This is a genomic window from Gilvimarinus sp. 2_MG-2023 (assembly GCF_030547685.1).
GTDB lineage: Bacteria > Pseudomonadota > Gammaproteobacteria > Pseudomonadales > Cellvibrionaceae > Gilvimarinus.
This window is the reverse complement of the sequence record NZ_JAUOQM010000048.1, coordinates 148966-164239: the sequence shown is the minus strand read 5'-3', so window position 1 is coordinate 164239 and position 15274 is coordinate 148966. Positions and strand designations below refer to the sequence as shown.

Sequence of the window (15274 nt, the reverse complement as noted above, 5' to 3'; positions counted from 1 at the left end):
CTTCTACCTTGTCCTTTACTACGAGACTTGACGGCTTACCCCGCAATTCGAATAAGCCGGTATTGTCTCGTCGTTATTTTGAGCGCGAACGCAGCTCAAAGCTTTTCCGCCCCAACGTCTGCATCAGGGGTGCCAGAAAGCATTGAACTGCAACGCATTGAATTTGACATACAACAATTACCGGCCAATAAAGCACTGCAGATTTTTGCTAAACAAGCAAATCTTCAGGTTCTTTTTTCGGCAGAGCTTGTGAAAGGTTTAAAAGCAAATTCGATATCGGGTTTTTACTCAATACCGGAAGCTATTGCACAGGTTCTGTCTGGAACAGGGTTGCAGCCTAAGATTACCGACAGCCGGATATTGACCATAACTGCCGACAACAGCAGACCGTCAAACGAGGAAAGACAAGTGGATTTTAAGAAGAAGCAACTTTCAGGCATCATTGCATTTCTTACCGCCATGGTAAGCAATTCAGCCACCCAAGCCCAAGAGATTGAAGCGGGCGACCATATCGAGCAAATGATCGTTACCGGCAGCTACCAGAAAAGCTTGGAAAAAGCCGTCGACATTAAACGAAACAGCATTGGTTTTTCCGACTCTGTGGTTGCCTCAGACATCGCCGACTTCCCCGAGCAAAACCTGGCAGAGGCCCTACAACGCATTCCGGGCGTTACTATTGAGCGCAACAAAGGCCTTGGCAACAAAGTTAATGTTCGCAGCTTACCCAGTGAGTTCACCCATGTATCGATAAACAACCTGGCGACAGCATCTGGCAGTGGCGGGCGCGATGTTGAATTCGACATGTTTGCCTCTGATATTATTCAGCAGGTAAAAGTGAAAAAATCTCCTACCGCTGCGGATGAAGAAGGCGGAATCGCGGGAACCGTAGAAATCCAGACTGCGCGCCCATTCGATTACAGTGGCCGTAAAGTTATTGTTTCTGCCGAGGGTGCCTACAACACCATTTCAGAAGAAGTTGACCCAAATTTTTCACTGCTAGCGAGCAATACAGTTGGCAACTGGGGTGCCTTAGTGTCATTTTCTAGCTCACAGAGAACGAATCGAACAGACGCTAACTCTGGTGTGGACTTTCGCCCTCTTTCCCGTTGGCTCGAAAAATCAGGCTCTTCTCAGCACCAGTCAGACCAAGCCGCAGCGGTTCTTGAACGCGACACAGGCATTGTCATCAATGACCGATTCAATGACGACGAAACCGGCCGTGTTGTATTTCTAAACAAAGCCGGAGACCGGGCTTACTTAAATGAGCAGGAGAAGTGGGGAGCTACAGCCTCCATTCAATTTAAACCAAGCAATAATTTCTCCCTGACCTTTGATGCACTGGTCGGCAAGTATGATGCAACCGAAGATGAGTATGATGCCGCCGCATACTCCGCCTCAAGCCCAAGCTCTCTCGCTGAAATTCACGATTACGACAGCACCACACTCTCTGATTACGGCATTACCGTTCTCACTGATACGTCTTACGCTCTGACTCAACACGAATTTTTGAGCAAAGAGGACGTGAACGAAACCGACTATCAACAATTCAGCCTTGCTTCCGAGTGGTCTGTAGGCTTATGGTCCATCGACGGATTGTTGGGCTATTCGGGAGCGGAGAAGTTCTCGGACCGAACCAACCTTAAACATACCTCTTATGCACCTTCGCGCACGCGTTATACCGATCAAGGGGGCCAGACCCTCATGAGCGACGATCCAGACTCCATCGATATGTATAACGCCCCTTCCAGTTACCTCTTCGACTTCTACGATGTTACTTTGGAAGAGATACAGGATGATAAGTACGCAGCGCAGTTCGATGTTAGCCGTGAAATGCACATCGACTTCCTGCCCGCTTTGGCGGATATTCACTTTGGTGTTCGCTATACAGATAAAAGCAAAAAGCGCAATCAAGGCGACAAAGAAGTTAAAGGGCCATCGGCAGACGACTCTAGCTGGAGCGGTGTTCGCACACTGCAAGATAGCGAGCTAACACCTATAGAAGAACTGGTGCCTGGCGGCGAGTATTTACCGGACTTATCCTATAGCCCAAGCTGGGCTCAAGTATCCAATGAGTATGCACGGGACTTATTCCGCTACGATGGCTTCCACGTGGATTATGCCCCCGACCAATACTACCAAGTGGATGAGGAAGTATTTAGCCTCTACGCCATGGCGGATTTTGAGTTTGATATTCTATCGCGGCCTGCTTTAATCAACGCCGGTTTTCGATATGTAGACACCTCCGTTTTATCTTCCGGTTTTCACCAAGTGCAGACTGCCGACGGCTCTACCGTTTACACGTCTGAGCCTGTCTCTAAAGACGGCAGCTATGATGACCTACTGCCCAGCTTTAATATGAAAGTAGAGTTAAGCGAAAGCTTAATGTTTCGTGCTGCCGCGTCACAGACTTTAATGCGCCCAGCGCTAACCGATATCGCCTACAAACGCTCAGTTAGCTTGAGTGAGTTTAAATACTACGATGGCAACCCGGACTTACAGCCTACCTACGCAGATCAGTGGGAGCTAGGGGTTGAATATTACCTGGAAAGCGGCGGTATTCTCTCGGCCTCATATTTTGAAAAAGAAATCGAAGGCGTAGTGCGCGAATCGCTGACAGGAATAGTCCCTAATGTTACCAAGTACAACGATAACGGCACTCTGGATGGCGTCTACGACTTTGAAGTCTATCAAAAGATTAACGCTGAGGGCTCCTATGACGTATCAGGGGTTGAATTAGTTGCTCAATTTCCATTAACAATAATTAGTGAATCTTTAGAAGGTTTTGGTATTAATGCCAACTACACCATTTTAGATAATTCACTAACGGGCGAATCAGACCTTAACATTCCCACAGCACCGGAAGGGCTCGCCGAAAACACTTATAATCTAGTAGCTTATTATGAAAACGATCGTTTCAATGCGCGTATTCTCTATAACTACAAGGACAAATATGTAGAGCGTATTGAGCGCGATATGTATCCCGTGTATCGCGACAGCTACGGCCAGCTAGACCTCTCTCTCGGTTTCTATATCACAGAAAATATTAAGCTCTCTTTAGAAGGCATTAACATTACCGAAGAAGCGACCCAAGGTTACACCATGGATCCACGCTTCCCCACTATGTATGAAGTCTCCGGCAGCCGTTACACATTAGGCGTACGCGCTAACTTTTAAGCATGGCATCTCTTGGCACAAGGACGTGCTTTTTTCTTCCAAGACCTACCTTATGAAAAACTCTCTTCCGACTTTAGTTGCTGGCTTATTAATTGCACTCTTCACAATAACTGCAACAGCAGAAACAACTGCAATGGCCAACACAGACCAGCAGAGACCCGTGCAAGTAGCGTTTATGCCAGATATTCATTTTCATGATATTTACGCTGATTTCAGAGACGAGGGTTTCGCAGGCATCAGTAACGACGACGGCCATAAACATGCGAGCATTCGCTCCATGGCTGCACAACTACACTCCACCCGACTTTTTAATGAAAATTACTTCGCCCTTTTGGCCGCATTGGATCACGCTGTCAAATCGGGCATTCGCTATATTGGCCTACCTGGCGACTTTAGTGATGATGGCCAGCCCGTGCATTTGAATAAACTTGCAACCATACTCGATGAATACCGCGATCGTCATAACGTTATGTTCTTTGCCACTCCCGGCAATCATGATCCGGTTCGACCTGATGACACGCCGGGCGGAAAATCCGATTTTCTCAACACAGATGGAAGCGAGATATCCATTCAAAGCCCTGGCACCAAAAGCTGTCAAGATAAAAGCGGACGACAAACTGACTCACTGATCTGCAGCGAAAAGATCCGTCATTTAGGCTATCAGGGTGTCACTCATACGATGAGAAATAATGGCTTCTTTCCACAAAAAAGCTATCTTTACTGGGCAACGCCTTTTACCGCCTACACACCGGATAACTATCAATTCGAGGCCGCCGTCGTAGCGGGTTCCTTAGCCAAACGCCACTCAAGTGTTTGTGCCAAAACATCAGCGTCACAACCCGATTTGTGCATCGACATGCCTGATACAAGCTATCTGGTCGAACCCACCGAAGGGCTCTGGTTGCTGGCCATAGACGCCAATGTCTACCTGCCAAAAACAAATCAAAACGGACTAAAGACCGGATTCTCCGGCTCCGGCAATGCCGGTTACAACGCTATTGCTCAAAATAAAGAATACCTGCTGCAATGGATTGAGCAGGTAGTGATACAAGCACAATTACAAGGTAAAAGACTGATTTCGTTTAGTCATTTTCCGATGGTGGATTTTTATGACGAGCAAGGTGACAGCATAAAATCCATATTGGGCCGTGATGCCTTTCAGCTAAAGCGCCTGCCCAAACTGGCCACTAGTGAGCGAATACTCAAAACTGGTTTACATTTCCATATTTCTGGCCATATGCATATGAACGATACTGGGGTATATCGCAGTCAGGATGGAAAAACGCTGTTTAACATTCAAGCGCCCAGCCTTGCCGCTTACCCGCCGGCTTATAAAGTAGTGTCTCTTCTGCCTAAGAACCGAGTGCAAGTTGATACAATCCGATTACAACAGGTACCCAGATTCAACGAATTATTCCCCCACTATCAGCGGGAACATCAATATTTGCTTAACAACAGCCCGGAAAATGCTTGGAATATCGACGTACTCAATGCCGAAAATTACAATGATTTCACAAAAAAACATCTGCGAGAACTGGTTAGAGAACGCTTTATTCCGAACGAATGGCCTTCGACTCTGGTTGATATTTTAACGCAAAGCACACTGCATGATTTAGCCATACTGGCACAATTAGATACAACCGAAAAAACGCAAGATATAGTCACCGACCTAGCGACTCTTAAAAATAAAGACAGCTGGAGGCAGGCAACTGACCAATATCTTACGGAATTAACAAAAACCGAAATGGATGGTTTATCCAACGATGTTACAGGCTTTGATCTACTTGTTGACCTCTATATGCTGCGCAACGGTGGGGATTTGGCGCAGGAGGATATTGGCTCGAACCGATTAAGTGCTTACAAGGCTCTTGCACAGTTATATCAAGGCGTTAGTGCTTATCAAGTGCAAAACGAAGACAAGCCAGTTACCTTGCCGGTGACTCAACAGTTTATCTCCGGTGTGCTGCAGCTTCTGATGGGTTTTATGGATGCCGAACCAGATAATCGCGTAATGTTAGATTTAACCGCCGGACGCATTCAAAATACGTCGCCCTAAATCAGAGCCCGACAATGATAATGAAAAGATAAATAAACACAACGGACCGGTGGTTTAGTACACGTCGCGACAATAACGTCCATCAGCCTGAAGTGTTTGCAACAAACTCTCCCCCAGATACCGATTCAATTCATCGTGTACCGCCTGCGCCATTCCAAGCCGACTTCCACACACATACAAGTAGGCGCCCTGCTCTATCCATTGGCATAAAACATTAACGTTTTGCTGTAGGCAATCCTGTACGTACCTCGGCTGACTGGGGCATTTTGAATAAGCGCGATCGATGCGTTGTAATACTCCTTTGCGGTGTAACGCTTCAAACTCATCGTAAAACAACGCGTCTGCGACGGGATCTCTCTCACCGAAAATCAACCAGCATGGCTCTCCGCCCGTTGCGGTTCGTTCTTGTAGATGAGCGCGCAACCCGGCAATGCCTGAACCGTTACCAATGAGAATTAACCGAGAGTTCTTGGGCGGCGTGTGAAACTCACTGTTGTTACGTATAGACAATTGAATTTTTTCGCCCGGTGTCGTATATCGGGTAAGCCAGCCAGATGCAAGACCAAGATTGTCTCCCGCTTGCTGCTGCCGTACGACCAGTTCTAAAGCGTGTGAATCTCGCGCACACGCAATGGTGTACTGGCGCGGCGCAGGTGTTTTAAGGCCCCGTAGCCAGGCAAGCTTGGTATCCTGATCAGCACCTATAGGCAACTCAAGATCACGCCACTCGCGCTCTGCCAACCAAGCAATGGTATCCACAGGAGCTTCGTCTGGTTCAATGATGGTTTGCGTCGGCAACGCGAGTTGACGTCGTGCCTGTTCACACCTGTCTGGACTTTGCCTGGGGTAAACCTCTGCAATATCACCCGCTTGATAATCCAGCGGATCTCTCGACTCTAATCGCAACCAATACAAAGGGGCACCGGGGCTGCCACTATTGAGTTGCTGTTGTCGAGTAAGCTGTAAAGTTTGTATGGCCGGTAGTACAGATTGCTCTGCTTCAGCGCTATTAAACTGGCCACCTAGTGTGGCAATAAAGATTTGCCACTGGGCGATAACCTCGTGCTCTCGCTCCGGCTGCGCCGCATCAAGGGTGAGAATTTCAGCGATAGGGTTAGCCCCAGCATCAACAAGTAACTGCTGCAGCTGATAGGCAAACGCGCAGTACTGCTGGTAGTGGCTATCGCCCAATCCCAACACCACAAAATTTAGGTGGCTCAGCGCGTTAGAGGGTAAAGATTTAATGCGCCTGGCAAAAGCAATAGCGTTGTCCGGCGCTTCGCCCTCACCGTAAGTGCTCGCCACAACTAATAGGGTTTTGGCTTTGCCCAGATCATTTACCGTTAGTTGATTGAGCGCACAAAGCATGACCGGCACAGAAAAAGCGTCGCGCGTTTTTTCAGCCAACTGGTGTGCCCTACCGCTTTGACTGGCATAGGCAATGACCACATCAGCTTGCGCTGCAACGTTTTGGTCAGAGCGCGGCGTGCGACGATAACACCACCCACTAAAAGCAAGATAAACAAGCGCCAGCACAAGTGCCAGCGCTATGCGTTCAAGTTCACTCATTAATGATTACAGCGGTAGCACTTCCAGCGTTGCGATATACTTACCGCTGCGGGTTGTCGCCGGCGCTTGGGCTTGATCGTCTTCGTATTCAGCTTCTAACCAATAACGTCCAGCTTGTGGCCATTCAACGCTCACCTTGCCATTTTTGTCGGTGGTCAGTTTAATTTCTTGCTGAGAATTGCGATAACGCACGCCATCCGGAATTATCACGACTTCCACACCCGGCACAGCCTTACCATCCATTAAGAAGGTTAAGTTCACAGGTTCACCGGTGAATAAATCATTGGGGTGGGCAGACGCTTGCATTTCCAACCCTTTATTACTCAGTGCCAATACGGTGTCGGTAGGGTTACCGGCGGTAATAAAGGATTCGAGCTTGGTAGATGAATAACCAACTTTTAAGTTTTTGGCTTTTTTCGGCACTTGTTTTTCAAAGTCACCGGGCGCTGGCTTTTCGCCACGGCCAGGCCAGCGTTTGCGCTCGCCATTCTCGTCTTCCCAGCTGGCCTGTAAACCGCTTGAGCTCATTAGTACTTTGTAGGTGCCCTGCTCGGTTAAATTTAAATCAAAGGTCGTGCGGTGCTTGCCTTCAGCTAAGTTCAGCATTTCACCCTCACTGCCATCGGGCTTAACCACACTGAGGTAATGCGCTTTCAGAGGATAGTGGTTGAAGTAAAATATATCGTTGGACACGGCGGCGTCAACGGTGACCCAGGGGTCGTCACCAGACAGTACCGTCGCTGCCGGCAGAACCCAAAAGCGATGCGCTTCAGCGGCCATCGGTAATGCCAAAACCAAACCTAGTGCTAAAAATTGTTTAAATTTCATAACCCACTCCTGTGGTTGTTAAGGGTTAAAGGTAACCGAAAGTTTGCCTAGCTCGGTCTTGCCTTGTGCAGTTAATGTTTGTGCTTTTGTTAAGGGCCAGTCAAAGTCGATATGCAACAGCTCCCGCCCACCGACTTCCCGCGAGGCTTCAACATAAAGTTGGTATTGGCCCGGCTCAAGGTTCTCAGTAACATGATCGAGATTAACGTTATAAGACCCTGGCTTGCGAGTTGGACCTGTGACACCATCGATCGGCATATCGAGAGAGCGGCCACTGCGACGCCACCATAAGCGCATATCTTTAAGCCATTTTTCTCCCTCACCGTCGGCGTCAATCTGGTACCAGACAGCGCCATTGGTAACCGCTTTGCTGTCTATATTTTGCACCCAAATGGCAACATAGGGCCGATGGTACTCAGCCACATCCATCTCAGGAATGGCAACATCTACAGTTAATTGCGCAGCGGCCAGCGGCGCTCCAATGCCGGCCAACAGCAACGGCATCATTTGTTTGCATACGCTCATAGATTTTTCAGATCCTTCGTTATTTAATGAACAAATAAAATAATAATAATCAGCGGCGCCACGAGACCAAAAGCCACCATAGGCCATGTACCGGGGCGACTTTTTTGTAAGCGTATTAATAACCACAGCCCCGTAAATGAAAAAACTAAGCAAGCAATGGCAAATACATCGATAAACCAGCTCCAGGCAACGCCGGTATTGCGCCCCTTATGCAAGTCGTTGAGATAAGCCACAACACCGCGTGTGGTTTTTTCGTAAATCGCCTCACCACTGTTTATGTCGATACTCATCCAGGCATCCCCGCCCGGCCTTGGCAAGGGCACATAGATTTCATCCCCATACCATTCGGCATCTATAGCGCTGTTGATATAAACACCGAGTGCTCGACGAATTTCCAATCGTAGAGGTTTCGGCAGCGGACCACTGTCGATGTTTTCCAGCTCAAGACGGGTAAGCAGTTGGGGATCGAGCCTAGCCTCAAGACTCAAGGTGGATTTTTGCGCGGGTATTTGATGCGCGTGATTAAGGGTAATGCCCGTGATGGCAAATAAAAGCAACCCTATAAGACATATGGCCGAACTCACCCAATGCCATTGTCTTAGGCTTCCAAACCGCACACTAACCCCCAACACTAAAGTATTAACCCATTATTTTCACTGGAGGTGCAGCTAGGCATCCCTCGATAATGATTCTCATTGTATTGTGTGCAACCTCTTTCCGCAATCTTTTTAAGGCCCTGTTAGCAAAAATTAGCAATACCGATTAAATGTTATTGATAACCGTTATCGTTTGTGCAAGGATTGAATTATAGGCCTAAGATAGGCAAGCAGATACCCAATATCGCTACACACTCTCTAGCGCTAAGGTGCAATTTTATGAATGAAACACGCACAGAAAAAGACAGCATGGGCGAGCTGGCCGTCCCCGAGGATGCTCTTTACGGGGCGCAAACCCAGCGCGCTATAAACAATTTCCCAGTCAGCGGGCAGAGATTGCCCGAGTCTTTTATTCGAGCCCTGCTACAGGTCAAATCGGCCGCGGCGCAAGCCAATTCAGAGTTAGGTACTCTACCCTCACCAACGGCACAGGCCATTTGCGATGCCGCCCTGCAAGTGGAGCAAGACCCCGACCGACTGAATCACTTCCCGGTAGATGTGTTTCAAACCGGCTCAGGCACCAGTACCAACATGAATATGAACGAGGTGCTTGCCACCCTTGCCAGCCGCACGCTTGGCGAGTCGGTGAGCCCCAATGATGATGTAAATGCCAGCCAGAGCAGTAATGATGTCATTCCCACGGCCATCCACGTGAGCGCCTCAATTCTGGTGGCAGAGAAACTGCTCCCGGCCTTAACGCATCTGATACAAGTCTGCCAAGAAAAAGCGGCCACAACTGAGCACTACATTAAAACCGGCCGAACTCACTTGATGGATGCCATGCCGGTGCGCCTGAGCCAACCCATTAACGCCTGGGCGGGTCTTATTGAGATGCACCTCAATAATATCAAGGCGCTACAACCACAATTACAAAGTCTGGCTCAAGGCGGCACTGCAGTGGGAACCGGGGTAAATGCTCCGGCAGAATTTGCCGGCGTTTTTTGCCAGAAACTTAACTGCGCAACGGGCCTTGAATTTACCCCGGCAGCCGATCCATTTACGCACATCAGCAGCCAAGACACGGCCGTGGCCCTATCGGGGCAATTAAAAGCTTGCGCGGTGAGCCTGATTAAAATTGCCAATGATTTGCGCTGGATGAATTCTGGCCCCCTCACCGGCCTCAGCGAAATTGAATTGGAAGCCCTGCAGCCTGGCTCATCCATAATGCCGGGCAAGGTTAATCCGGTCATCCCTGAATCCACCGTTATGGCTGGCTATCAAGTGATTGGCAATGACACGGCTATTACGCTCGGCGGCCAGTCGGGCAATTTTGAGCTCAATGTCTGCCTGCCCCTGATCGCTCACAACTTAATCAGCAGCATTACGCTGCTCAGCAATAGCTCTGTACTGCTAGCCGATAAAGCCATAAAGACCTTTAAAGTAAATGAGGAACATCTAAACGCCTCGGTCGCCCGCAATCCAATTCTGGTAACTGCACTCAACCCCATTGTGGGTTATTTAAAAGCCGCTGAAATCGCCAAAGCGGCCTACGCCAGCGGTCGCCCCATTATTGACGTGGCCGCCGATATGACAGATATCGACCGATCTGAATTAGAGCAACTGCTCGACCCTAAAAAACTGACTTAGCAGGTAACTAACGGTGCACAAATCATCGGCAACACATGATTCAACACAAGCTTACTGGCAACAATCCATCGGCAATGGAATGCTCGGCTGTCGCCTGCAAACAAAAGCGCGCAAGCACCTTCAGGCCCAGCAGTGGGGCCTGGCGGTTAAGGATTATGCAACGGCGCTGGAGGTGGCCGACACCATGCTGCAAGCCCCTCACACTCAAAAGTTTGCCATTGAGCGCTATTTGCGCACGGCTTTAGAACTGATTTATGCCATGCGTAAATATAAGCCCAACACAGATTTAGGTGAATTAATTGAAACCGTAAAACAAAGGCTGCAGCCACTACTGGCTCCGGTGCCGGCGGAGGTTGTTATCGCCCCGCTCATTGATGTCGCCTTCTCCCCCATTGATGATGTGGATGACTGGATTCAAATGTTATTTAACTACGAACTATCAGGTCAGACGCTGCCCCACTAACGTTTAGCCGCCCGCCAACCCATCAGAATCGAGAGGATTATCCATAAACAAGCACGAAAGCAGCCACCGAACCGAAACGGTCGAGTTTATACTTGACATAAACCATAATAAATTTAGGGTATTGTCCATCGACACTATTATGGACGGAGATCCGACATGAATATCGTACAAAAATACTCTGCAGTTGCCCTGATGGCATTTGCCAGCTCACCTGTCTTGGCCCACTGGGCACTGCAGCAAGAACAATCCAGCCTGCATTTTGTCACAGTAAAAAATGACACCATTGCCGAAACGAATTCGTTTAATCGCTTTGCTGCCAATATTAACGACGATGGTCAAATTAATGTTCAGGTCGACTTGAGCAGCGTTGATACCTTAATTGATTTACGCAACCAACGTTTGCGCGACATTTTATTCAATACTAAGAAATACCCTAAAGCAACGCTCGCCGCCCAGCTAGACAAGGACTATATCGATGATTTAGCGCAAAGCACGCCCGAGAATCTCGATTTATCCATTCAGTTAACATTGCACGGGGAAAGCCAAACACTACCGGCCAAGCTGACTGTCACAAAACTCGACGCCCACACATTGTTGGTAGCCACTCGCAGCCCCATACTGCTCAATGCTCAGCAGTTTTCTTTGACCGCAGGGCTTACTAAATTGCAAGAACTGGCCGGTCTAAACAGTATTTCGCCCATCGTCCCCATCACGGGTAACTGGACATTTAAACTCGAGCATTAACCTACCCTGACGCTCGGTGCCCACAGGCAAGCTTCTTCTTGTCGGTACCGAGCCAATTAACCCATTATTAAATTTGGGCTTTATCTGGCAAATCCGTATACTCACAAACGCGCTGTCACGGCGCCTTTTATAGCTTTACGGACGCGACAGATAGCAATGAGCTTTGAACCCTTTGTAACAGAAATTGAATACACCCCTGACGCCAGTGCCTACTTTGCTCAACTACACCCGTTAAAACATCCAATTTGGCTGGACAGCTGCCACCCGGCGACGCAATCCGGCCGCTATGACATCTTTGCTGCCTGCCCTAGCCACTACTTGCAGACCTTTGCCGACAGCACCCAGGTGGATACCTATAGCTGTGCCTCAGGCCTAACCAAGAGCAATACCAAGGCCAGTCACCAGTGTCTCTACCGCCAGGACCCGTTCGAGGTGCTCGCTCGCCATTTACCCACACTTAACACAAAGCGCACTGAACACGAGTGCAAATTGCCTATATACGGGGGGGCTTTGGGCTTTTGGGGCTACGATTTAGCCCGGTACTTAGTGCCTGTAAAAGAGCAGATAGAGCAAACCAGCCAATTGCCGGATATGGCGGTTGGCCTCTATCCCTGGACCCTAGTGCTAGATCACACCGCTGAAAAAGCCTATATCAGTGCCGTCAATAAGGCTTCTACCGAGGCTATAACCGGATATTTATCGAGCCAAAACAACTTAAAGTCAATTCTAGAAAATGGATCAAATCCCTTTATAATCAATAAGTTCGAAAGCAATCTTAATGCTAAACATTACTTCGAAAAATTCGATATTATCCAGAATCACATTCGCGAAGGTGACTGTTATCAAGTTAACTTTGCCCAGCGCTTTTCCAGCCAGTATAAAGGCGATCCACTGACGGCTTATTTGCACCTAAGAGCAATTAACCCCGCCCCATTCGCAGCGTTTATCCCGCTCGAAGACGGCGCCATTCTAAGCTTGTCGCCGGAGCGTTTTATTGCCGCCCAACAAGATAAGGTAACGACCAGCCCCATCAAGGGAACCGCCGCCCGCAAAGACAACCTCAAAGCCGACCAGTTAGCCGGTCAGCAGCTATTGGACAGCCCCAAGGACCAGGCGGAGAACCTCATGATTGTGGACTTGCTGCGCAACGATTTGAGCCAGACATGCCGGCACGTAAAGGTACCTCAGCTGTTCGAGTTACAGTCCTTCACCAATGTTCATCACTTGGTCAGTACCATTGAGGCGCAATTAAAACCAGGGCAGTCTTGCGTCGACGTGCTGCGCTCCGCCTTTCCCGGCGGATCTATTACCGGGGCGCCGAAGATTCGAGCTATGGAGGTGATAGAGTCTCTTGAGAGCCACAGGCGCGGCCCTTACTGCGGCAGCATTGGCTATATCAGCTACTGCGGCAATATGGACACCAATATTGCCATTCGCACCTTGGTGGCCGAAGACCATGAGATTAGTTGCTGGGGCGGCGGCGGCATTGTCGCCGACTCGGAGGCAGAGTCGGAGTACAACGAGACTCTGGCCAAGGTCGATATTTTACTCAGGGCGCTGGAAGGTGAATTCCCCGCCCCACAGCAATAGGCAACACTAAATAATGGCGGAAGCGATAAGCAGCAACAAACCGCCGATAACGACCCACTTACTGATGTAGTATGCCTTGCGGTTTTTCTTTTTAAAGCTCTTTAAAAGGCGCTGGTAGCTCAGCAAGCCTTTGCCGAGCTTGTTGCCAATTCCGGAGTGACTGCTGTCGACGTTATCAATCATAAACAGGCGATTGAAAAAGCGGCCAAAATACCAATACCCTTTCTGCACAAAGCCGAGCTTTAACGGCCGGTCGATATCCGTCATTAGAATAATACGCGGGGTTTCGGTGTCGTTATACGCAGAATGCAGGTAGGTTTCATCGAAAATAATGCTGTCACCATCTCGCCAGGGGTAGTGAAAATCATCAATCTGCAAGCCGCACTTTTCACTATTGGGCGTGCTTAGCCCCAAAGAATAACGCAATGTATAGGCGAAAGGGTCGTGGTGCTGGCTGAGTTTTTTGCCCGGCATCAGCACGGCAAACAAAGCCAGGTTGAGATAGGGTACCTGCTCTAACAAGGCCATGGTTTTAGGTGCCAGCTCGTAAGCTGAGGGGATACGGTTATCGTAGAGTTTTAAATAAAAGCTGGTCCAGCGATTATCTTTATAGAAACTGCTGGCGGGCAGATCATCCTTAGCGGTAATTTTCCCTTCGGTGTAGAGGGCCAGAGCTTCATCGCGAATTACCTGCCAATTGTCTTCGATAAGCTGCAACTCCGGAAAGTGATCTTTAGATATTCTGGGTGTAGTCTCCACCTTGGATAAGCCATAGGCCGGTAGGTTAAAGGGCACCATAAAAGTGGAGAAATCTGTCAGCTGGCGACTGAGCGGAAATGTCACTCTATTGCGCGTGCGTACAAAAACGATACAAGCCACATAAATGACAATACAGCCGATAATGAAGCCCATGACTTCTACCCTCTAAATTCAATTGCGGCGCGTATCATACTCAATTGTATGGCCCCAACCAAGCGCTATTGCAGTAGCTGCTGCCGCTCACGCTCATAGTCACTGTAGCTTTGCGAAGACTGCTCGCGGCACTCGCGCTGCGCGCCGGGAGGCTCGCGATCACATAACTGGTGTTGATTGTGCTGCACATTCTCATAAACCGCCCTATTACTGCACGCCGCAACTAACAATACCGACATCAACCCGATCAATAATTTCATTACAGCCCCTTATATTCCAACAAATAGACGGTTTTAACCCCCGCTTGCTTAAGTTGCTCAACTCCACCAAGTTCCGGCAGAGCCACCACAAAGCCCGCATGGGTAACCACAGCCCCCATTGTCTTAACAAGCCGAACAACGGCCTGCGCGGTACCTCCGGTAGCAATCAGATCGTCAATCAACAATACCCGATCCCCGCAGCTTAAGGCGCCACTATGAATATGCAGCGTGTCTTCGCCGTATTCCAAACAATAGGCTTGACTGTGAGTCGCGCGCGGCAACTTACCCGGCTTGCGCGCCAGCACCAGCCCCAGCCCCAGCTGGTGGGCCAAGATCGAACCAAAGATAAACCCTCTCGCTTCGATCGCGACAATCTTATTGACATTCGCACCGGCAAAAGCCTCAACCAAGCCCGCCGCCGCCTCGGCTAATGCCTCTGGCTGCTCCAACAAACTGGTAATGTCTCTAAATTGCACGCCGGGCTTAGGGTAATTTGGAATTGTGGTAATCGCCTGGCGGAGTAATTCTTGTCGCTTATCCATTGATCCTCACATAATTTTCCAAAACCGGGCACGGGGTAGCACCCCAAAACATAAGCTAAAAAGTAAAGCAAAAAAAAGGGTGAGCTTTTGCCCACCCTTTTCGATCGGTGCGTAAGCTGAACTTACACAGCGACAATGTTTTCGGCCTGTGGCCCTTTTTGACCCTGAGTAATCGTGAACTCAACTTTTTGACCTTCAGCCAGAGTGCGAAAACCTGAACCTTGAATAGCGCTAAAATGAGCAAATACATCAGGGCCAGACTCTTGCTCAATAAAACCAAAACCTTTAGCTTCGTTAAACCACTTTACGGTACCCGTTACGGTAGACATAAATCATTCCTCAATCATTCACGCCCCCTTTCGGAGCGC

General features: G+C 48.9%; 14 protein-coding genes. 6 read left to right on the top strand and 8 right to left on the bottom strand.

Annotation, left to right across the window (positions count from 1 at the left end; all coding sequences use genetic code 11):
• The first annotated feature begins 129 nt into the window (after window positions 1-129).
• Window positions 130-3174, top strand: a complete 3045-nt coding sequence (locus tag Q4526_RS12525; protein WP_303609667.1) for a TonB-dependent receptor — start codon at window positions 130-132, stop codon at window positions 3172-3174.
• Window positions 3175-3226: 52 nt separating this feature from the next.
• Window positions 3227-5230: a metallophosphoesterase gene (locus Q4526_RS12520; RefSeq protein ID WP_215977425.1), complete on the top strand. Its 2004-nt coding sequence runs from the start codon at window positions 3227-3229 to the stop codon at window positions 5228-5230.
• A 54-nt stretch (window positions 5231-5284) separates the two neighbouring features.
• Here Q4526_RS12520 and Q4526_RS12515 read toward each other — a convergent pair whose 3' ends face one another.
• Genes Q4526_RS12515 through Q4526_RS12500 form a run of 4 tightly spaced genes read right to left on the bottom strand, consistent with a single transcriptional unit; the run spans window position 5285 to window position 8769 of the window.
• On the bottom strand, window positions 5285-6799 hold the full coding sequence (locus Q4526_RS12515) for a flavodoxin domain-containing protein (RefSeq protein ID WP_215977424.1): 1515 nt from the start codon (window positions 6797-6799) through the stop codon (window positions 5285-5287).
• 6 nt (window positions 6800-6805) lie between these two features.
• Window positions 6806-7627 carry a DUF4198 domain-containing protein gene (locus Q4526_RS12510; RefSeq protein WP_215977423.1) on the bottom strand — a complete coding sequence of 274 codons (822 nt, stop codon included), beginning with the start codon at window positions 7625-7627 and terminating at the stop codon, window positions 6806-6808.
• 18 nt (window positions 7628-7645) lie between these two features.
• The gene (locus Q4526_RS12505) at window positions 7646-8152 is read right to left on the bottom strand and encodes a DUF2271 domain-containing protein (protein ID WP_215977422.1); all 507 of its coding nucleotides are present in this window, start codon (window positions 8150-8152) and stop codon (window positions 7646-7648) included.
• A 23-nt stretch (window positions 8153-8175) separates the two neighbouring features.
• Complete coding sequence (locus Q4526_RS12500; protein ID WP_215977421.1) at window positions 8176-8769, bottom strand: PepSY-associated TM helix domain-containing protein; 594 nt, start codon at window positions 8767-8769, stop codon at window positions 8176-8178.
• Window positions 8770-9027: 258 nt separating this feature from the next.
• Between Q4526_RS12500 and Q4526_RS12495 the strand changes: the two genes are divergently transcribed.
• From Q4526_RS12495 to pabB, 4 genes are all read left to right on the top strand, one after another.
• On the top strand, window positions 9028-10395 hold the full coding sequence (locus tag Q4526_RS12495; RefSeq protein ID WP_215977420.1) for a lyase family protein: 1368 nt from the start codon (window positions 9028-9030) through the stop codon (window positions 10393-10395).
• Window positions 10396-10408: 13 nt separating this feature from the next.
• The gene (locus Q4526_RS12490; protein WP_215977419.1) at window positions 10409-10858 is read left to right on the top strand and encodes a hypothetical protein; all 450 of its coding nucleotides are present in this window, start codon (window positions 10409-10411) and stop codon (window positions 10856-10858) included.
• 156 nt (window positions 10859-11014) lie between these two features.
• Window positions 11015-11602, top strand: coding sequence for a YceI family protein (locus tag Q4526_RS12485; RefSeq protein ID WP_215977418.1), 588 nt, complete (start codon window positions 11015-11017; stop codon window positions 11600-11602).
• 156 nt (window positions 11603-11758) lie between these two features.
• Complete coding sequence (gene pabB, locus Q4526_RS12480) at window positions 11759-13192, top strand: aminodeoxychorismate synthase component I (RefSeq protein WP_215977417.1); 1434 nt, start codon at window positions 11759-11761, stop codon at window positions 13190-13192.
• Window positions 13193-13198: 6 nt separating this feature from the next.
• On the opposite strand, the gene Q4526_RS12475 is transcribed toward pabB, so the two are convergent.
• The 4 genes from Q4526_RS12475 to Q4526_RS12460 all read right to left on the bottom strand — a co-directional run bounded on the left by Q4526_RS12475 (window position 13199) and on the right by Q4526_RS12460 (window position 15235).
• Complete coding sequence (locus Q4526_RS12475) at window positions 13199-14104, bottom strand: aspartyl/asparaginyl beta-hydroxylase domain-containing protein (protein ID WP_215977416.1); 906 nt, start codon at window positions 14102-14104, stop codon at window positions 13199-13201.
• A 65-nt stretch (window positions 14105-14169) separates the two neighbouring features.
• Window positions 14170-14364, bottom strand: a complete 195-nt coding sequence (locus Q4526_RS12470; RefSeq protein ID WP_215977415.1) for a hypothetical protein — start codon at window positions 14362-14364, stop codon at window positions 14170-14172.
• A complete protein-coding gene (locus Q4526_RS12465; protein ID WP_215977414.1) occupies window positions 14364-14906 on the bottom strand; it encodes an adenine phosphoribosyltransferase in 543 nt (180 codons plus the stop codon). Before Q4526_RS12465 ends, Q4526_RS12470 begins: the two co-directional genes overlap by 1 nt.
• Before the next feature lie 122 nt (window positions 14907-15028).
• Window positions 15029-15235, bottom strand: coding sequence for a cold-shock protein (locus Q4526_RS12460; RefSeq protein WP_215977413.1), 207 nt, complete (start codon window positions 15233-15235; stop codon window positions 15029-15031).
• Window positions 15236-15274: the final 39 nt, after the last annotated feature.